Below are 20,364 nucleotides of genomic sequence, written 5' to 3'. Positions count from 1 at the left end.
ATTAATATGATTAAAAGTAAATTAAAAATAATTGCAAGTTTAGCTTTAGCTTCAAGTTTGATTGTTGGGTGCAGCAGTAAAGACTCTTCCAGTCCAGAACCTGCAAAAGAAGGATCTTATTCAATTGCTACAGTTCGTTGGGCAGAATGGGGAGATGACTTTTTAAAAGGGTTCGTGGCAGACACGGAGGAAGCTGCAGGTATCAACATTGATTGGGATATTTACGTAAATTCTGAATGGGGAGATAAAAAATCAATCCTCTTATCAGGAGGAGAATATCCGGATGCATTTTTTGGTTCGCTAGCACTCAGTGATTCAGATATAGCTAAAAATGCAGGAATATTTATTCCGTTGGAAGATTTAATCGATAAATATATGCCAAACTTAAATAAGGCATTTGAAGATGACCCTGCATTACGAGCTATGGTCACTTCACCAGATGGACATATTTATAGTTTGCCAAAAAAATTACCAATGAGACCTATTGCCGGAAATGCTTTGTTCATTAATAAAAAATGGTTGGATAATTTAAATTTAAAGATGCCCCAAACATATAATGAATTTTATGAAGTATTAGCGGCATTTAAAGGGCAGGATGCCAATGGAAATGGTGATCCGAATGATGAAATTCCATATCAAGGTGGAGTTATGCAGTACATTTTACCGTTCGGTCTTCCTGTAGGGGCCTACTCTTCGAATATGACTGTTAAGGATGGAAAGCCTGTCTTTATGCCAACTACGGATGAGTATCGCGAAGGAATTGAATGGATGCATAAAGCATATTCAGAAGGTTTAATTGATCAAGAATTATTTACACAAGACGAGTCAATGGCTGAAGCAAAAAGAAAAAATCCAGATGAAGCTTTAGTTGGTGTATCTTCCGGTTGGACACCAGATGCTGTATTTGGACCAAATGCTGATCAATATGCTCCATTACCGGCGCTAGAAGGTCCTGATGGAGAACGATATGTAATGACAGATGCGGCTATTTATGAAAGACGTGAATTTATGATTACTACAAAAGCAAAAGAACCGGAAAAATTATTAAAATGGATTGATCAGTTCTATACAGAGGATGCAAGTATTCAAACATTTTACGGATCTTTTGGTGTAGCAGTTGAGAAAAACGCGGATGGAACATACACAGTTTTAGATGCTCCTGAAGGTGAGTCAGCCGATATATTTGCATGGGTGAATTCATTCCGTGATTTCGGGCCAAAGTACATTGAGGAAGGCTTCAATGAAAAAGTCACATTACCTAAGAGTGGTGGGGATGGCTTAAAACTGGAAATTGACAAGGAAATCAATAAGTATGTAAAAGAACAATTTCCAAATGTTGTTTTTACAGAAGAAGAAATGAATCGTGTTAGTGCATTAAATACAGATCTGAATTCATATATTACTTCCATGCAATCAAAATGGATTGTGGAAGGCGGAGCAGCAAAAGAATGGGATTCCTACATTTCTCAGTTGAAAAAGATGGGATATGATGAATTTATAGAAATCCAGAATACAGCATTTGAAAGATATCAAGATTCACTTAAATAAGATGTTAGGACAGTCGGTCTTTTAATATTATGGATGGCCGACTGTCCTTCTTAAAATGAAGGGGGACACGTCCGTGGGCCAACTTTTTAGTGTGAAAAGTCCCTTTTCTCAACTATTGTCAAGAATAGTGGATATCGTTATTTTAAACTTTTTATTTATTCTTTTTTGCCTCCCTATCATTACGATTGGTGCATCCTCTACAGCAATTTTTTCCGTTTTACTGAAAATGGTTAAACATGAAGAGAGGAACATAATACAAAGTTTTTTGATTTCTTTTAGAAGGAACTTTTTCAAAAGTACGATTCTATGGCTAATTATGGCCGTTATTGGAATCATTGTTCTACTAGACTTTTTATTTTTAGGTAATCTTACGGGGCTCGTTAGATTTCTTTTTACAAGCATGGCTTTTATATTTGGATTTGTATATCTATGCAGCTTATTTTTTATTTTTCCTTATACAGCAAGATATGAAGATACGATTAAAAAATCGATATTAAATTCATTGCTGATAGGAATGTCTAATTTCCCATATTTGTTAGCGCTATTATTGATGAATGGCTTAATCATTTTCTTTGTCTTTTCTTCGGATTTAGGGTTTTTATCGGGGATATATTTCGGGACTTTTGGCGGATTTGCTTTAATAGCTTATTTTAATGCGTATCTATTTAGTAAGGTTTTTAGTAAATATGAAGTTTGAATTGATGATGGAGGGAGCAGCAATATGGAAACAAATAAGATTCTGAATATCGGCTTAATTGGCCTCGGTGGGATGTCTAATTATTACCGCAATCTCATTTCTACAATCGAGACCATTCGTATAGCGGCGATTTGCGATGTGAATCGGGAGTTAGTTGACAAATTAGGTGAAGAGATAGCGATTGGGCAAGAGAGACGATTCACTCAGATTGAAGATATCATCGCATCACCTGATATCGATGCAATTCTCGCAGTTGTACCAAATAATGTACATGCCAAAATTGTAGAATTATGCATATTAAATCAGAAGCCTGTCATGTCGGAAAAACCCTTTACAATGAATATGGATGAGGCAGATCATTTAAAAAAATTATACGAAGAAAGTCCTATTCCTTTTGCAATCGGCTTTATTCATCGCTATACACCATCATTTCAATATGCCAAGCAGCTGATAGATGAAAGCGCAATTGGTCGAATTCGTTATTTTGATGTGAAATATCAGCAATCATTCGGAGCTCCTTTCTATGAAACTCCTTATTTATGGCGTTATGATCAAAAGATTTCAGGTACAGGTGCTTTAGGAGATTTAGGCGCCCATATGATTGATATTGCACGTTTTTTTGTCGGGGAATTTGAGACGGTTTCGGCAGCACTAATGAAGACATTTATCGAAAAAAGAATTGATTCAACTAGTGGCGAAGAAAGAGAAGTAGATGTAGATGATTTTGCAAGCTTTCAAGCAGAGCTTGGGAATCATGTAGTCGGGAATTTTGTAACTACTAGGAATGCGGTCGGATCAGCGAATCAGCTGGAAGTAACGATTTACGGAGATGCTGGAACGTTAAATATGAATATTGAACGACCAGATGAAATTAGATTGTGTATTAAGAATTCAGATGAAGATCCAGTTTGGAAAACGGTGGAAGTACCGGAAAGTCATCGAAACAAGTCGGTTTTACGTGATTTTGCAAGTCTAATCATTGACGGGGAAAATTCAAATGTACCTACTTTTTCTGATGGTTATATCAATCAAACGGTGATTGAAAGTGTAATTCAATCAGCTGCAAAAGGGCAGTCAGTAAAATTAAATAGAGAGGAAGGAAAATGATGAGGGTAACAGTGTGGAATGAAAATCGTCATGAGCAAAAGAATCCAGTCGTTGGGGAAATCTATCCTAATGGTATTCATGGTGCAATCGCGGCATTTTTAAATGAAGCAGGATTTGAGGCGGGAACGGCGACACTTGATGAGCCAGAGCATGGCTTGACTGATGAAGTATTAGAAAGTACAGATGTATTGGTTTGGTGGGGACATCTTGCACATCATGAGGTTAAGGATGAAATTGTTCAGAAAGTCCAAAAAAGAGTGTTAGATGGAATGGGCTTAATTGTCCTTCATTCCGGCCATTTTTCAAAGATTTTCAAAACACTTATGGGGACAAGCTGTGACTTGAAATGGCGTGAAGCAGATGATAAGGAAATCCTTTGGGTTGTTGCTCCAGGGCACCCAATTGTAGAAGGAATCGGGGAAAATATCCAATTAGAAAAGGAAGAAATGTATGGTGAGCATTTTGATATTCCTGCACCTGATGAATTGATCTTCACAAGCTGGTTTGAAGGCGGAGAAGTATTCCGCAGCGGCTGCACATACTCAAGAGGAAATGGAAAGATATTCTACTTCAGACCAGGACATGAAACATACCCAACTTACCACAACAAAGAAATTCAAAAAGTCATCACCAACGCCGTGAAATGGGCAGCGCCACTCAATCGTAAAAAGCCCGCTTACGGCAACGCAAAACCAATTGAAAAAATTACTGCGAAAAGTTAATAAGGGAATAAATTGTGTAAGTGCCAGGCACTCGAACAACTTTGAAACTATTCAGAATTGTTTGGGTGCCTGGCACTTTAATATTCAGAATTCCCTTTATATTGTTTGAGTGCCTGGCACTCAAACAATTTTTTTAAAAGGGTATTTTGTTATTGTAACGAATAGTGTAATTATTATCTTATTTTTTATGTGGAGGATGGTGTTGGTGTTTTGAAGGGTATTCAAGTTAATGGTGTAGACAGGGAGATTTCTAGCCTCGTCATGGGGTCGGGTGGTTTTACGCCGGACGATATTGATCGTGTGACGGATGTATTAAATCATTATTTGGAAATTGGCGGGAATACGATTGATACGGCATTCATTTATTCTGGAGGTAGAAGTGAGGAAGCGATTGGAATTTGGATGGAAGAAAATAAGCGGCGTGATGATGTGATTATTTTAACAAAAGGTGCACATCACAATGCTGATGGTCCGCGTGTCAGCAAAGAAGCGATTGACGAGGAATTGGAAATCAGCCTGGAAAGACTGCGGACGGACTATGTTGAATTATATGCGCTTCATCGTGATAATCCAGAAGTGCATGTTGGGGAAATCCTTGAAATTTTAAATGAACATGTGGAAGCTGGGCGTATCCGTGCGTTCGGGGGCTCCAATTGGTCTGTTGAAAGGCTGCAGGAAGCGAATGAATATGCGGACAAGCATGGTTTAGTAGGTTTTTCATTTAGCAGTCCCAATTTAAGTCTTGCCAAACCTAATGAACCGTTTTGGGCAGGGTGTGTATCTGTTGATGATCCAATGCTCATGTGGCATGAAGGAAATCGGATGCCACTATTTTCGTGGTCATCGCAGGCGAGCGGATTCTTCACAGGAAGATTTACGCCTGAGGATCGTTCTAATATAGATATCGTTCGAGTCTACTATAGCGATGAAAATTGGAAGCGGTATCAACGCGCGCAACAGATGGCGAAGGAAAAAGGTGTGGATGCCGTTCAGATCAGTTTGGCATATGTTTTGAATCAATCATTCCCGACCGCCGCGATTATTGGGCCGCAAAACGAGCAGGAAATCTTATCTTGCAGACAAGCATTAGATATTTCTTTAACCGAAGAGGAAATGAAGTGGCTAGATCTTCGCATAAAGTAAAAAGAATATGATGCCGGGGTGTCGAACCTGAAAATAATCAACTCGAAAACGACTGCTTTTATATGGGATGAATTCCAAGTCATGCTTCCAATACCTTATTAAACATGATGTACTTGAACTATTCTGAATTGTGTCTAAGTTGTTTGAGTGCCTGGCACTCACACTATTCTCGAAAGGAGATTGTTTTATGTCTATTAATTTATTTTCTTTAAAAGGAAGGACCGCACTTGTTACAGGTGGATGTCAAGGGCTTGGATTGGAATTTGCTAGGGCGCTTGCATCAGCGGGTGCGAATGTTGCGATTACGAGTAGGGATGTTGAAAAGGCTGAAAGTGCTGCGCTGGTATTGTCTAGTCAGTATGAAACAAATATTACGGGGCATGCGGTGGATGTGTTGGATGCTGGGCAAATAAATGGGTTAGTGGATGACGTTATCAGTGAGCACGGAAGTATTGATATTTTAATTAATAATGCGGGAGTGAATGTTCGTAAACCTTTATTAGAATATGATGAGGAAAGTTGGGATTTGGTGCAGGGGACGAATTTAAAGGCTCCATTTCTCGTTGCGAAAGCCGTTGCCCCACACATGATCAAGCAACGTTATGGAAGAATTATTAATCTTGCTTCGATGCTAGGAATGGTAGGTCTCGCTGAGCGTTCCGCCTATTGTTCTAGTAAAGGCGGACTAATTCAATTAACAAAGGTCATGGCGCTAGAATGGGCTGAATATAATATAACGGCAAATGCAATTTGTCCGGGGCCATTTGCAACTGAATTAAACCAAGTTGTCATTAATAATCCGGAAGCCAATCAATTTTTCATGGATCATTTGCCTATTAAAAGATGGGGAAAACCGGACGAATTAGCAGGCTTGATCATTTATCTTGCTTCTGAAGCTTCGAGCTTTATGACGGGTTCGTCGATTGTCATTGATGGCGGCTGGACAGTGGAATAGGGACGAAGTCATATAAAAATTTGGTTTTTCTTAATGATTGATATTTTTGGAGGCCACTAAAGGGAGGAAAATGAATGAAGTTTGGACTTACAGCATATGGGACGGTTTTTTATATGGGGTTGCATCCACAAGCGGAGAATCCCCGAATCACTGCACTCGAGCAAATGAAGATGGCAGAAGAATATGGACTTGAAGGGGTAGAGCTGCCATACGATATTTTAGTAGATGCCGATTTGGGTGAAGTGAGAGAGTATGCCAGGGACCATCGTTTGTTTATTAATATCGCTGCAGGCGGTTTCGACCCGGAACATTTAAAATCTGTTTTGGAACTCGGGGGTAAAATAAACGCGCGTACAGTAAGAACGGTAGTGGGCGGAGCTGATTTTGGCGGCGACCGTCGAAAAATGAATGGCAGATGGCAAAGTTTCCTTGATGAAATACTAGTATCCTTTCGAGAGGCTGTTAAAACTGCTGAAAAAGTAGGAGTCAATTTAACCGTTGAGAATCACCAAGATTTAGCTTCCGAAGAATTGCTTTGGTTATGTGAAACGATCGATTCCAGCTATTTTGGCATTACTTTAGATGCCGGGAACCCACTTGCAACAGCTGAAGTTCCAATGGATTTTTTTGTGAAAATGGCTCCGCATATAAAAAATGTACATTTAAAAGATTACAAGATTTTTTGGTCAGATGAAGGGTACCGTCTCGCTCGTTGCCCTGTTGGACAAGGTGTAATTGATTTTCCTGCTCTTTTTTCATTAATGGAAAACGTGAATCCGAATATTACGTTGTCGATTGAGCATGGGGCGTTGGAAGCAAGGCATGTTCGAGTGTTGCAGGAAGATTATTGGACGGAATATCCGGATCGGACAGCCCAACAGTTGACACGTCTTCTTCGTTTCGTAGAGGATCATGCTTTTACTAAGGGAGACTGGCGGACTCCATATGAAAAAGGAGAATCCGCAGAGGCGATTGCCACATATGAAATGGAGGAAATGGCGGTTGGGATGGCGTATTTATCATATTTGATGAAGAATAGAGGTAAAGTATGTATTTAAAAGGAAAAAATGCGTTGGTTACAGGTTCGAGTCGCGGATTGGGAAAACAATATGCTTTTGATTTAGCGAAAGCGGGAGCTAATGTGATTGTTCATGATATTACTGAGGATGCAGCAAGTGAGTTTAATGAAGCGGCATCGGGGCATGAAGTAGCGAAGGAAATCCGGTCCCTCGGGGTAACATCAGAATTTTTTGCCGGTGATTTATCCGATCCATTGCAAGCTGCTAATGTAGTAGAAAAAGCGATTGAGAGATTAGGAACAATTGATATACTTGTGAATAATGCAGGTGGTGATATCGGATTTTCCACACCTCGCCCTAATCCGAATGATGCGCTGGATATATCAGTGGAGGATATTCGCTCTGTCGTCGATCGAAATCTCCTTACCACGATGTATATGTGTAAATACGTTGGACTTCATATGAAGGAGAGGAAATCAGGAAAAATCATAAATGTCGGCTCCATTGCTGGGCATATACCCGTAAAAGAGGGTATCATTTATGCAACCGCAAAGGCTGGAATCTCCTATTATACGAGAAGCTTAGCAGAGCAACTTCGTCCTTACAATGTAAATGTAAACGCTATCTCACCAGCACCAACCTATACTGGTAGATTCCTAGCGACGCGAACCGTCCAAAAAGAAGAAGGAAAACCCCGCCTGCAAAAAATAGCCCATCCCGAAGACATGTCCGGGATTGTCATGTTCTTATGTGGTCCATCCGCTGACATATTGACGGGTGAAACGATTGTGTGTTGGGTTTAAATTGTGTGAGTGCCAGGCACCCAAACAACTCTGGAACTATTCTGAATTGTTCGGGTGCCTGGCACTTTAATTAAAAAGGAAGAGAGAGTGATGTGTATGGGCAGCCGTCTTCAAGATAAAGTAATTGTCGTGACTGGATCTACAAAAGGGATTGGAAAAGGAATTGCGTTAATGTGTGCAGCAGAAGGGGCTAAGGTTGTTGTTAGTGGAAGAAACTACGAAGCGGGGAATGCGGTTGTTGAAGAGATAAAGGCTCGTTTTGGGACGGAAGTGATTTTTATACAAAAGGATATTTCTTCTGAGCAGGCTTGTATGGAGTTAATTGAGGAGTCTGTTGCCCATTTTGGTCGCATTGACGGCTTGGTTAATAATGCAGGAATTTTTCCAAGAGGAACCATTCTTGACACGACAGAAGACTTATTCGACGCTATTTTTGATGTGAATATTAAAGGGGCTTTCTTTTGTTCCAAATATGCTATACGGGAGATGTTGAAAACCGGAAAAGGGTCGATCGTTCAAATTGGTTCAACAAACGGCTATGCAGGTGGAGAAAATTTAGTTGCCTACTCGTGTGCGAAGGGGGCGATGCTAACGTTAAATAAAAGTATCGCCACTCATTATGCGAAAAAGCAAATTCGTTCAAATTGGATTACAGTCGGATGGGTCGCATCAGAAGGAGAAATCGAACTGCATGAAGGTATGGGAACGAGCAAAGAAGAACTAATAGAATGGGCCGAAAATGCAATTCCTTCAGGCAAAATGCAAACACCTGAGGATATGGCATACGGTGTTGTATACTTATTATCAGACGAATCAAGTCAGGTTACGGGTACAGAACTACATATTAATGGGGGATTAGGACTAAGAAGATAAGAAGATGAGTGCCGGGAATTGTGTGGGTGCCAGGCACTCGCACAACTCTGGAACTATTCAGAATTGTTTGTTTGGGTGGCAAGTTCTTATTACTGACGTTAAATAAGAAAGGAAATGAGTAAAGAGGAAATGACAAATTTAGAGCGCGGGTTGGAGATATTAAAGGAACTTAAGGAAACGGAAGTCCCAAGGGGAATGCTTGCTGTTTGGTTTTTAGGTCAGAATAGTGTTCTATTGAAGGGTGAAGGGAATAAGATTGTTTGCATCGATCCTTATTTGGAACCGGCTCCTTATCGGGCATTCGCTCCTCCTTTTCAGGCAGAATTGTTAACAAATATCGATTATGTTTGTATTTCGCATGATCATAGTGATCACTTGGATCCATATGCAGTGGAGGCGATTGCTAAAGCAAATAATCAAACAAAATTTATCGCTCCTGCATATTGTCATGAAGGTTTGCTGGAGTGTGGGGTCAGTCCTGAAAATCTAGTGAAGGCTGATACAAATCTAGACTGGTGCACTACCGATGTCAAAGTAAAGGCCATTCCTGCTGCGCATGAGGAATTTGAATACTCTGAGGAGCACGGCCACCGTTTTGTTGGATTTATTTTGGATTGGAATGGAGTAAAAGTGTATCATGCAGGGGATACAGTAATTTATCCTAATTTAGTAGAAACATTGAGAAAGGAATCCATTGACTTGGCACTTCTTCCAATCAATGGAAGAGACTTTTTTAGAAATGAGCGGGATATAGTAGGGAATATGGACGTACGAGAGGCAGCTGAACTTGCGGTTGCAGCTGGCGTAGATACGGTTATCCCTCTCCATTATGATATGTTTGCCGGAAATTCGGAAAAGCCTGGTAGAATCATCGACTACTTTTATGAAAATTATCCAATGCAAAAGTGCCATGTTTGTGCGAGGTTTGAGAGGTTTATTTATGTTTCGCCAGAGGCATTGAAAGGAAAGTAACGAAACGTAAAAAGTAGTGTGACAGTGTACTCGGAAATGTTTATCGTAAGTGTAGAATCCTTTTGATAGTCTTTTAGAGCAATCGAGGAAATGAATTGACTCTTAGGATTCGGCATATTTATTGTTGTGATTGCGGCACTGCTCACTAATAAAAAGAAGTAACTGCCCTCTGGTGGGTATGTTACTTCTTTTTTATTACCTAAATCTTGGCTAGCGGTTTTTATGCGCATCTGCTTTTTTTAATATGCCCTTATAATATGTAACAGTCGTTCAACCGAAATGGACATCGTTGTCTTACTATTGATATTGAAAATAATATTGGCAGATTTTCAGGAGGGTTTTTGAAAGGACTCATGAATGGGATAATAAGAGTTGCAATAATTGATGATAATTTTGAATGGATTGGTGAAAAGATTAGATTGATTGATGAGAATTGCGAAGGAATTGATGAGAATTTTGGAGTTATTGTTGGAAGTCTGGTAGGAAATTGATGAAATTTTAAAGGGAATTGATGAAACTTCGTCATGGAATGGATTAACTTTTTTAAATGATTGTAGTTGTCTAATGTAATTAAAAGTAATAGTTTTTTTGAGTAAAATATCGTTGCTTTACATGTAACGAATTTCATTCCCCATCGTCTAAAAAAGAAAAAGGAGCATTATAAAAATGAAAATATTTCACTGGTTTGTTAGCTTGACAATGATCACATTTTTATTTTTTACCATATCACCAATTAAAAGTTTAGCTTGTTCCTGTATACCAGTTGGCACTGTTCAAGAAGAGGTGGATCGTAGTACTGATGTTTTTTCAGGGAAGGTTGTTGAAATTGTTGATTCAAATAAAAACAAGAAAAATCAATCTTCTGCAGATTTACTCGAGGTAAAATTTGAAGTAGATAAATCGTGGAAAGGAAGTAATCAGTCAGAATTGATTGTTTACACAGAAAGAGATTCTGCAAGCTGTGGCTTCGAATTTTCCTTAAATGAAGAGTATATCGTATATGCAAATGAAGTAGACGGGCAGCTAAGAGTGAATCTATGTTCAAGAACAGCCCAATTGACAGCTGCAACAGAAGACCTTAATGAATTAGGAGAAGGCCAAAAACCTGTAAAAGTACCGTCATCAGACACAGAAAAAGCAAAAAAATCAGAAACCCCGGAAAAACAAGACAACAATAACCCAATATACGTAATTTCCACAGCTCTAGGAATAGGCTTGGCCGTAGGAATGGTTGTAGCATTTATCTTGAGAGGGAGAAAAAAGTAAATTGTGTGAGTGCCAGGCACTCGAACAACTCTGAAACTATTCTGAATTGTTCGGGTGCCTGGCACTCTTGTTTTAAATATTGTATATTTAGAGTGTCGAAATGTTGGGGATCTAGATTGGACATCTTGGGAAAATACATATGGGAAGAGGTTAGTAGTTGTGGGGAGATTGGTTGGTTTTAGGAGTTTGAGGGCGAAGATATTGAGTGGGTTTTCGCTTGTGATTTTGTTGTTTGTTATGTTTGGGCTTTATAATTTTATTTCTGTTAAGAATGTGAATCAGGATACTGAAAATATACTTGATAAAGAACTGCAGATTTTAATTATTGATAATGAATTGGCGGCAAATATCGATAAGAGGGTATCGGCTTTACGAGGATTCTTGTTATTTGAAGATGATGAATATCGGAAGCAGTTTAACGAATTATCGAAAAAAGCTATTTTAGATGAAAAAAAGGCGATAGATTTAGGTGCTTCGAAGGATTTTCAAAAACTTGTTGAGCGTTCGGGTGCTTGGAAAAAAGATATTGAAACGAATGTGTTTGCCATGTATGACAAAGGACAAAAAACATTGGCAAACCGAAATCATGCTGCATCCACAAAAGAGGCTGAGGCGATCATTGCAGAATATGAAAAAATTGCTTCTGCTAGAGAAAACATCATTCACCAAAAAGGCGACAACATCATATCGAATGGAGAAAATACGTTATACGTAGTATCCATTTTTGTTCTTTTAGTAATCGTCGTCAGCATTGCTGCAGCTCTTATTACTTCTAATTTTGTTACTCGTCCGATCAAGAAAGTGATGGAGAGGATGAAGGTGATTGCAAGTGGGGATCTGAGCCAGGAATCGCTGCAAATTTCCTCAAGGGATGAGATTGCAGAACTAGTTGATGCTACAAATGAAATGAATGAAAAAATCCGTGAATTGATTAGTGAAATTAACACTGTTACTGGAACGATTTCAAGTCATAGTGAGGAATTAACGCAATCCGCGAACGAGGTAAATACGGGGTCTGAACAAATCGTAGGAACGATGCAAGAATTGGCGGTCGGAACAGAGTCGCAAGCATCAATCGCAGGTGATTTGGCGGAAAGTATGGCTTCATTCTCTACAATTGTTCAAGAAGCGAATGATAACGGCAATCGAATTTTAACAGTGTCGACTAACGTTCTGGATATGACTAATGCAGGCAGCCAATTAATGGAAACATCCAGTAAGCAAATGGGGAAAATTGACCAGATCGTTCAGGATGCCGTTCAAATGGTGAGGGGCTTGGACGTGAAATCTCAGGAAATCTCTAAATTGGTTAATGTTATTCAAGCCATTGCTGATCAAACAAATTTACTTGCTCTAAATGCAGCAATTGAGGCAGCGCGGGCAGGCGAACAAGGTAGAGGATTTGCAGTCGTGGCTGATGAAGTAAGGAAGCTTGCGGAACAAGTATCCCATTCGGTTACAGATATAACTGACATTGTAGCGGGGATCCAAAATGAGTCCAGCATTGTAACGGATTCACTTGAGATTGGCTATAAAGAAGTGGCTCTAGGAACGAGTCAAATTAAAACGACGAGAGCAACCTTTAATGACATCAGTTCATTCGTTAATGAAATGGCGGATTCGATTAAAACCGTATCGGAAAATATCTTAAAAATCTCCTCTAATAGTGAAAAAATGCAAGAATCCATTACTGAAATTGCAGCAATCTCTGAAGAATCCGCGGCTGGCGTGGAACAGACCTCTGCTTCATCGGAACAAATAAGCAGTTCAATGGAAGAAGTGGCGAAAAGTTCTGCAGATCTTGCGAAGTTGGCTGAAAATTTGAATGGATTAATTAATAGGTTTAAACTTTAATAAATACTGATGAAAAATGCACTCAATATTTTAATTGGTGCATTTTTTATTGTACATAAATAGAATTCGTTCTTCCCCTAAGAAATCCATGAACATAAAAAATATTCGTGAAATAAAGGAGGGATCGTACGGGACGGTATCCCCCTCCCTGCAACAGTTGCAGGGAGAAGTGTTACCAGCGCTTTTTTTAAAAAAAATACATTTTTTATCGTCCAACGTACTGTAACGCCGGTAATGGATTATTGCATGTCATCAAGGTTACGCCGCAATCCAATGAATATTTAACTTGATCCGTATCGTCTGGACAAAAGCACCATGCCAGTTTTCCTTTTTTCTTGTAATCTTGCACAATCTTAGGATTCAATATGTTCATATCAATCCCAATTGCCCACAATTTGGAAAAGGTCCCTTCTTCGCCTGGGATATAATTGGACATTTGCTCGCGCGGAAACCCTTGTGTTTTTAACTGATATTTATCATGAAGATGCGCAACTATATTTGCATCGAAGCTTGTAAATACACATCTATCAAGGAAATTAAACTTTTTTAGAATCTCGATTGCGCGGTCAGCAACTTCGATTGCCTTATAGCCACGTTTGATTTCAACATTAAAAAGTAATTCGGAATATGGATGAAGCAGTTCGCAAAATTCCTCAAGCGAGGGGATTTTTTGTCCAAGACCAGCATCCAATTCTTTTAATTCTTTTAACGTAAACTCACTTACTTTTCCCGAACCATTCGTTGTCCTATCCACCGTCCGGTCATGGATGATGACGACTTCATTGTCTTTAGATAGCCGGAGATCAAACTCAATCATATCCACTCCAACATCCACTGCTTTTTGAAAGGCCATTAACGTATTTTCAGGATATTTAGAACTGAAGCCGCGATGAGCCGCTATGATTAGATTAGATTCGGTTTGAAGTTGTTCTATCATTTTATTTACGTTCTTCCTTCCTTATTTTGGTTTATTGAAACGAATTTATATAGACTCTACCTATAAAGTATGTATAAAATAGCCTATTTCGAACATTCAGTGTAAAATCTATGATGATGGCGCTTTTTCGTGAAGAGTCACTAAAGTTTACAAAAATAATAAGAATGAAAACTGCTGAATTGAAAAAAGCTGAATGTCAGCTTTTTTGTTTTGCCGGATTGGGAATTAAGACACCATTCAGTTCAACGTGATTAATAGATTAACACTTTAATTGAAACGGGTTTATTCTCTTTTCAAGGAAAAAGGTCTTTTTTGGATTGGACGTATTTTCACCAAGTAGAATCATCATAGAAAAGGAAGCGTACACATGAATCAAAAACCGTTATTTTGGAAATTAAAAGCATTTTTATTTTTAGTTGGGTCGATGAATACCTTTGTCATCAGCTATTTACCGCTTTATTTTAAGAACTTGGGATTAACTACTTCTGAAATTGGAATGTTTCTGGCGCTTGGTACTTTTGCCGGTCTTATTGGCCAGCCGTTTTGGGGACTGATCAGCGATAAATACAAAACGGTAAAAAAGATCGTGATTGTTGTTGTCCTTGGGAGTGTTCTTGGTCTTGTGTGGATTTTTCAGCTCTCCCATATTGGCTGGATTTTTATTGCTGGGTCATTCTTTTTTCTTTTTTATAATGCCCTTTTTCCCTTATCAGAAAACTTAACGAAACGGCTTGCGGACCAGAACGGCGTGTCTTTCGGCTCGATTCGTTCATGGGCTGCCATCGGGTTTGCTTTAATTTCTCTAATGAGCGGATTCTTATTTGCCAAAGTAGGAATTCAATACCTTGCTTTTCCAATGATTTTCATAGGAGTTATGCTGTTTTTATTAAGCTTGGGGCTGACAGATGCAAAAACGGGAACAGAAAAAATGGATTTCAAAAAGATGGGTGCCTTTTTCAAAAACCCGACCTTATTGCTTTTTTTCTTTTTTGTTTCGTTTATTACCTTAACCCATCGTATGAATGACAGCTTTATTAGCTTGTATTTATTTGATATTGGCGGAGATGAGACACTCGTTGGTTGGTTGTGGTTTATAGCTGTATCGAGTGAAGCGATTATGTTTTTGACCGCAACTCTTTGGTTCCGTTCCCAAAAACCAATCCACTATATCATCCTTGCTGGATTTCTATATATGGGTCGTTGGATCGTCATTGGCTTTATTTCCAGTCCGGTCCTCCTTCTCTTCATCCAGTCCTTACATGGCGTTTGTTATGTGATTTTATTTATGGGAGCGATTGAGTATTTGTATAAACGGCTTCCGGTAGAAATGCAAGCAACGGGTCATATGGCTTTTATGATCATTGTGTTTGGCGTGACAGGAATTATTGGTTCCTTTGCAGGTGGGTTTATCTTTGAAACATTCGGAGGCTCCACTTTATACTTCCTTATGGCTGCTTCTACTTTAATTGGCATTGCGGGCTTAGTTTATTTTAATATAAAAAATCCACATTCAACTGAAATGGCTGAATGAAGGTGACAAGGGGACTGACTTAGTATTTGGGTCAGTCTCCTTCTTTTTTTTAAAAGTACATATAAAAAATAAAAGAGGAGATTAATTCCTAACATAGAATGTCTTATTATGAGGTAATTTTTAAAAAGATTGAGGAGTGTATCCGATGACAAACAAAATGAAATTCGCGATTGTAGGTGCTGGTATAATTTCTGCCTTTCATGCAAAAGCAATTAGTGCGAACAGTGAAGCTGAATTAGTGGCGATTTGTGATACTGGAATCGAGAAGGCGGAAAAGCTGGCTGCTGAATATGGAGTTTTGAAAACGTATACCGATTATGAAGAAATGTTTAAAAAAGAAGAGATTGATATCGTATCCGTCTGTGTACCGAGCGGGCTCCATGCGGATGTAACGATTGCTGCGGCAAGAGCGGGAATACATGTATTATGTGAAAAGCCTTTAGATATTACACGCGACAAAATGACTGAAATGATTGAGGTTTGTAAAGACAATAAGGTGAAATTGGGTTGTGTATACCAAAGAAGGACGTTGGATGCAGCGATCATCACGCGTAAAGCCATTCAGGACGGGAAATTAGGGAAACTTGTCTTAGGGGATGCTTATTTAAAATATTATCGCAGTCCGGAGTATTACGAAAGTGCTGGGTGGAGAGGTACTTGGGAGTTGGATGGCGGTGGTGCGTTGATGAATCAAGGGGTGCACGGAATTGACCTTATTCAGTGGATGGTCGGAGATGTTGAGTCTGTTTTTGCCTATACTGCACCGTTAGTCAGAAATATTGAAGTCGAAGACACTGCTGTAATCGCTGTTAAATATAAAAATGGAGCATTCGGAGTCATTCAAGGCACAACGTCTGTTTACCCGGGGCAGGAGACAAGATTTGAAATACATGGGGAACATGGTTCGATAATTTTTGCGGATAGCGGTTTTAAAGAATGGAAGTTCCTTGATGGGGATGAAACAATCCCTCAGGTTGGAAATAGTGAAGGCGGGGGCAGTGATCCGAAGGCTATTTCGGATGAAGGGCATTATGCTTTTGTTGAGGATATCATTCAGTCTGTTCGTGAGGATCGTGAACCTCTTGTTTCTGGAGAAGAAGCGAGAAAGGCAGTTGATTTGATACTTGCGATCTATGAATCTTCGAGAACAGGAAAAGAAGTAAAAGTGAATGTTTAAAAGGAGGATGGTTGAGTGAAGATCGGAATGATTGGGTTGGATACATCACATGTGATTGCTTTTACAAAGCTGCTAAATGAACACGATGTCCCAGGAGGGGAAGTTGTCGTTGCGTTCCCGGGCGGGTCTAGCGATATGGAATTTAGTTACACTCGTGTGGAAGGGTTTACAACGGAAGTTCGTAATCAGGGCATTAAAATCGTTCAGTCTCCTGAAGAGGTTGCGGAAGAATGTGATGCGATATTGCTAGAGTCTGTGGATGGCCGTGTTCATCTTGAACAATTTAGTAAAATTGCATCGTTTAGAAAGCCAACGTTTATTGATAAACCGTTTGCGACTTCATCAGAGGATGCGAGAGAGATTTTTCGATTAGCTGAGCAATTTGGGACACCTGTAATGAGTTGTTCCTCGCTTAGATACTCCGATGGGTTGTCTAAAGCGCTCACTAAAAGCGGCGCCATTTATGGCGTTGACTGTTATGGACCGTTAGCAATGGAGCCCACTCACGGCTTGTTTTGGTATGGCATTCATACGGTTGAAATGCTTTATCGCGTGTTTGGTGCAGGTTGCGCGAAAGTTACGGCTACGAAAAATGAAGATCATGATCTGATTGTAGGGGAATGGAAAGATGGGCGCATTGGAAGTATCCGTGGAAACCGAAAAGGCAATCATTCATTCGGAGCGTTGATTCATCGTGAAACAGGTACGCAATTTGTTAATGTAGATGCCGATGAAAAACCGTATTATGCGTCTCTTTTAGAGGAAATCATTGTATTTTTCAAATCTGGAGTATCTCCGATTAACAACTTAGAGACATTGGAGATTACTAGGTTTTTAGAGGCGGCAACAGAAAGTCGCGAAACGGGAAAAACGGTGACATTATAAGGAGTGGTCGATTTGATTTTTGATAGATTAGGAGTATTAACAGACGAGGTGTCTCAAGACTTTGCGGAAGCGTTGGATTGGGCGGAATGTAATGGTATGACACATGTAGAAATTCGGATGGTCGGTGGGAAAAATATCGCTGATTTTTCGGATCAGGAATTAGATCAATTGCTTTTTGAAGTTGAAAAAAGAGGATTGTATGTTTCGGCCGTCGCTTCACCAATTTTTAAATGTGCACTCAATCCTTCAAGAGCGGTTGCCTCCGGGGACACGTTCGGACAGGAAGAAGAAAGTGTTGAACATCACTTTTTAAAACTAGAAAGAGTGATAGAGATTTGTAAGCGATTAAAGGCTGATAAAATTAGAATTTTTTCCTTCTGGAGAGAACAAAATCCTTCAGATTATGAAGAAGAGATTATCGGATATTTGAAAAAGGCTGCTACTGCGGCTGCGGAACACGATGCTTTATTATTACTAGAAAACGAAAATTCATGTAATGGCGGCTACGCATCTGAAGTTGCTCATTTCGTTCAGCAGGTAGATTCACCGAATTTAAAGGTCTTATGGGATCCGGGGAATGAAGAATATGGTGGACGATCTGCTTTTCCAGAAGGATATGATAGGGTAAAAGGTTTGATCGGCCATGTTCATTTAAAAGATGCTTTCGTTGATAAATGTGTTCCAATCGGGGAAGGAATGGTACCTTTTATCGATCAGCTACAAGCACTAGAAGATGATGGATATGAAGGACTTTTTACGATTGAAACGCATTATATCCCAGAAGGTGGAACAGCAAAAGATGGGACCGGGATGACATTGAAAGGCTTGCAAAATATATTGGGAGTCGAGGGTAAAATATGAGTAAGCTTGAGGAACAAGTGGGAAATTTAGTCGTTCAGGTGTATGAGAGCCGGGCGGATTTGGGGAAAGCAGCAGCGTTGCAAGTTTCGGCAAAAATAAAAGAACTATTGAAAAATAAGGAAACGATTCGCATGGTTTTTGCAGCGGCTCCTTCGCAAAGTGAATTTTTTGATGCGTTGAAGGAGGATGCGAGCATTGATTGGAGTCGTGTCATTGCATTTCATATGGATGAATATATTGGACTGGAGCCTTCCGCACCTCAAAGTTTTGGGGAATTTTTAAAACATCACCTTTTTGATGAAGTGAAACCGGGAAAAGTTCATCTAATGGATAGCTCAGGGAATGTGAATGATGAACTTACACGTTACGGAAATCTTATGAAGGAAGAACCTATCGATATTATTTGCTTAGGGATTGGAGAGAATGGGCATCTCGCATTTAACGATCCTCCCGTCGCTGATTTTAACGACCCTGAAGTGATTAAAATTGTGGAATTGGATGAAGTTTGCCGGCAGCAGCAAGTAAACGACGGCTGTTTTTTAAACTTTGATGCAGTGCCGACGCATGCCATTACCCTGACGATCCCGGCATTGATGTCAGGCGAGTATTTATATTGCATCGTTCCTGGACCTACAAAAAGGCAAGCAGTGCGAGGTGTGTTCGAAGGTCCAATTTCTACAGATAATCCGGCTACGATTTTACGCCGTCATCCAAATTGTATTCTTTATTTAGATAAGGATTCCTACGGTGGATCATGATGATTAAAGGAATCCACTATGTTACAGGTGAAGCAATTTCCGTCACGGTTGAAGATGAGATGATAACGAATATTGAACTAAATCAACGGAGCGAATCTCCTTTTTACATTGCTCCAGGGCTCGTTGATTTACAAATTAATGGCTATAAAGGCTATGATTTTAATACGCTGCCGATCCGAGAAGGCCTTGTTGAACAAATGACAAAGGCGTTATGGACCGAAGGGGTAACGACATATTATCCCACCATCATTACGAATAGTGACGAAGCTATTGAAAAAGCGGTAGAAGCAATCGCTCTAGCTTGTGAAAAAGATGAAATGACCGATACGTGTATCGCTGGAATCCATATTGAAGGGCCGTTTATATCGCCGGAGGACGGACCTAGAGGAGCGCACGGAAAAGATTTCGTCAAAGCACCTGATTGGGAGTTGTTTCAAAGATGGCAGGATGCAGCGGGTGGACGAATCAGGATACTTACATTATCACCGGAATGGCCGAATGCGGTTGAATTTATCGAGAAGTGCGTGGAGAGCGGCGTTATCGTTGCGATTGGACACACTGCAGCCACTTCTGAACAAATAAAAGAGGCCGTGGCTGCTGGAGCTGTGATGTCTACTCACCTAGGAAATGGCGCTCACTTAATGCTGCCCCGTCATCCGAATTATATGTGGGAGCAATTAGCGCAAGATGATTTATGGACATGCCTTATTGCCGATGGATTTCACCTACCGGAATCCTTTTTAAAAGTTGCAATGAAAGTGAAAGGTCCGCGTGCCATGTTAGTAAGCGATGCCGTATATTTGAGCGGGCTAGAACCTGGACAATATGAAACCCATATTGGCGGGCAAGTAGTTTTAACACCAGAAGGCAAACTTCATACAAAAGACAATCCAAACATTTTGGCCGGCTCCGCACAAATGTTAAAGGAAGGAATTGCCCATCTTTATAAAAGTGGAATAACGACCTTGCATGAAGCATGGGAAATGGCATCCATCCGGCCGGCATCTTTTATGGGACTACCGACAAAGCAAGGGCTAAGCAAGAATGCACCAGCCGACTTGGTTGTTTTTAGATGGAGGGAAAATCAGGTGGAAGTGGTGCAGACGTATAAAGCGGGGCGGCCTGTTTATTCGGCGGATGTGTAATTCTTGGTTAATGTTTGATGAAAAGAATGGAAATGCTAGGTTTGTTGATAATTCGGTGGTAATTCTCGATTAGAAGAATGGAAATGCTAGGCTAGTCGAAAATTTGTTGGT

General features: G+C 39.9%; 20 protein-coding genes. 19 read left to right on the top strand and 1 reads right to left on the bottom strand.

All coding sequences use genetic code 11. The features are described 5' to 3' along the window. The first annotated feature begins 6 nt into the window (after positions 1 to 6). From NQ185_RS15165 to NQ185_RS15105, 13 genes are all read left to right on the top strand, one after another. Positions 7 to 1,548: a type 2 periplasmic-binding domain-containing protein gene (locus NQ185_RS15165; protein WP_257582813.1), complete on the top strand. Its 1,542-nt coding sequence runs from the start codon at positions 7 to 9 to the stop codon at positions 1,546 to 1,548. 73 nt (positions 1,549 to 1,621) lie between these two features. After that, positions 1,622 to 2,245 (top strand): YesL family protein, encoded by a 624-nt coding sequence (locus tag NQ185_RS15160; protein WP_257582812.1) that lies wholly within the window; start codon positions 1,622 to 1,624, stop codon positions 2,243 to 2,245. A gap of 24 nt (positions 2,246 to 2,269) precedes the next feature. Next, positions 2,270 to 3,352 carry a Gfo/Idh/MocA family protein gene (locus tag NQ185_RS15155; protein WP_257582811.1) on the top strand — a complete coding sequence of 361 codons (1,083 nt, stop codon included), beginning with the start codon at positions 2,270 to 2,272 and terminating at the stop codon, positions 3,350 to 3,352. After that, entirely contained in the window at positions 3,349 to 4,074 is a 726-nt protein-coding gene (locus NQ185_RS15150; protein ID WP_257582810.1) for a ThuA domain-containing protein, read from the top strand. The genes NQ185_RS15155 and NQ185_RS15150 overlap by 4 nt, the downstream gene beginning before the upstream one ends. A gap of 210 nt (positions 4,075 to 4,284) precedes the next feature. Beyond that, positions 4,285 to 5,217 (top strand): aldo/keto reductase, encoded by a 933-nt coding sequence (locus NQ185_RS15145; RefSeq protein WP_257582809.1) that lies wholly within the window; start codon positions 4,285 to 4,287, stop codon positions 5,215 to 5,217. Positions 5,218 to 5,404: 187 nt separating this feature from the next. After that, positions 5,405 to 6,172, top strand: coding sequence for an SDR family NAD(P)-dependent oxidoreductase (locus tag NQ185_RS15140; protein ID WP_257582808.1), 768 nt, complete (start codon positions 5,405 to 5,407; stop codon positions 6,170 to 6,172). A gap of 74 nt (positions 6,173 to 6,246) precedes the next feature. Then, positions 6,247 to 7,230, top strand: a complete 984-nt coding sequence (locus NQ185_RS15135; RefSeq protein ID WP_257582807.1) for a sugar phosphate isomerase/epimerase family protein — start codon at positions 6,247 to 6,249, stop codon at positions 7,228 to 7,230. Beyond that, positions 7,221 to 7,994 (top strand): SDR family NAD(P)-dependent oxidoreductase, encoded by a 774-nt coding sequence (locus NQ185_RS15130; RefSeq protein ID WP_257582805.1) that lies wholly within the window; start codon positions 7,221 to 7,223, stop codon positions 7,992 to 7,994. Before NQ185_RS15135 ends, NQ185_RS15130 begins: the two co-directional genes overlap by 10 nt. Positions 7,995 to 8,084: 90 nt before the next feature. After that, positions 8,085 to 8,867, top strand: a complete 783-nt coding sequence (locus tag NQ185_RS15125) for an SDR family NAD(P)-dependent oxidoreductase (protein WP_257582803.1) — start codon at positions 8,085 to 8,087, stop codon at positions 8,865 to 8,867. A gap of 129 nt (positions 8,868 to 8,996) precedes the next feature. After that, on the top strand, positions 8,997 to 9,839 hold the full coding sequence (locus tag NQ185_RS15120; protein WP_257582801.1) for an MBL fold metallo-hydrolase: 843 nt from the start codon (positions 8,997 to 8,999) through the stop codon (positions 9,837 to 9,839). A gap of 341 nt (positions 9,840 to 10,180) precedes the next feature. Then, on the top strand, positions 10,181 to 10,330 hold the full coding sequence (locus NQ185_RS15115) for a hypothetical protein (protein WP_257582799.1): 150 nt from the start codon (positions 10,181 to 10,183) through the stop codon (positions 10,328 to 10,330). Between the two features lie 175 nt (positions 10,331 to 10,505). Beyond that, positions 10,506 to 11,105, top strand: a complete 600-nt coding sequence (locus tag NQ185_RS15110) for a hypothetical protein (RefSeq protein ID WP_257582797.1) — start codon at positions 10,506 to 10,508, stop codon at positions 11,103 to 11,105. A gap of 201 nt (positions 11,106 to 11,306) precedes the next feature. Further along, entirely contained in the window at positions 11,307 to 12,959 is a 1,653-nt protein-coding gene (locus NQ185_RS15105) for a methyl-accepting chemotaxis protein (RefSeq protein ID WP_257582796.1), read from the top strand. Between the two features lie 205 nt (positions 12,960 to 13,164). Here the strand turns inward: NQ185_RS15105 and NQ185_RS15100 are convergent, their stop codons facing one another. Then, positions 13,165 to 13,896 carry a glycerophosphodiester phosphodiesterase family protein gene (locus NQ185_RS15100; RefSeq protein ID WP_257582795.1) on the bottom strand — a complete coding sequence of 244 codons (732 nt, stop codon included), beginning with the start codon at positions 13,894 to 13,896 and terminating at the stop codon, positions 13,165 to 13,167. 367 nt (positions 13,897 to 14,263) lie between these two features. Between NQ185_RS15100 and NQ185_RS15095 the strand changes: the two genes are divergently transcribed. The 6 genes from NQ185_RS15095 to nagA all read left to right on the top strand — a co-directional run bounded on the left by NQ185_RS15095 (position 14,264) and on the right by nagA (position 20,253). Continuing rightward, positions 14,264 to 15,427, top strand: coding sequence for an MFS transporter (locus NQ185_RS15095; protein WP_257582794.1), 1,164 nt, complete (start codon positions 14,264 to 14,266; stop codon positions 15,425 to 15,427). A 145-nt stretch (positions 15,428 to 15,572) separates the two neighbouring features. After that, positions 15,573 to 16,604, top strand: a complete 1,032-nt coding sequence (locus NQ185_RS15090) for a Gfo/Idh/MocA family protein (RefSeq protein WP_257582793.1) — start codon at positions 15,573 to 15,575, stop codon at positions 16,602 to 16,604. Positions 16,605 to 16,619: 15 nt separating this feature from the next. Next, entirely contained in the window at positions 16,620 to 17,489 is an 870-nt protein-coding gene (locus NQ185_RS15085; protein WP_308784567.1) for a Gfo/Idh/MocA family protein, read from the top strand. A gap of 12 nt (positions 17,490 to 17,501) precedes the next feature. Continuing rightward, positions 17,502 to 18,350, top strand: a complete 849-nt coding sequence (locus NQ185_RS15080; RefSeq protein WP_257582792.1) for a sugar phosphate isomerase/epimerase family protein — start codon at positions 17,502 to 17,504, stop codon at positions 18,348 to 18,350. Then, on the top strand, positions 18,347 to 19,108 hold the full coding sequence (locus NQ185_RS15075; protein WP_257582791.1) for a glucosamine-6-phosphate deaminase: 762 nt from the start codon (positions 18,347 to 18,349) through the stop codon (positions 19,106 to 19,108). The genes NQ185_RS15080 and NQ185_RS15075 overlap by 4 nt, the downstream gene beginning before the upstream one ends. Beyond that, complete coding sequence (gene nagA / locus NQ185_RS15070) at positions 19,108 to 20,253, top strand: N-acetylglucosamine-6-phosphate deacetylase (protein ID WP_257582790.1); 1,146 nt, start codon at positions 19,108 to 19,110, stop codon at positions 20,251 to 20,253. The genes NQ185_RS15075 and nagA overlap by 1 nt, the downstream gene beginning before the upstream one ends. Positions 20,254 to 20,364 lie beyond the last annotated feature (111 nt).

The sequence above is a fragment of the Lederbergia panacisoli genome (assembly GCF_024626525.1).
Taxonomy (GTDB): Bacteria; Bacillota; Bacilli; order Bacillales; family Bacillaceae_C; genus Lederbergia; species Lederbergia panacisoli.
This window is presented reverse-complemented; position numbering and strand designations above follow the sequence as displayed.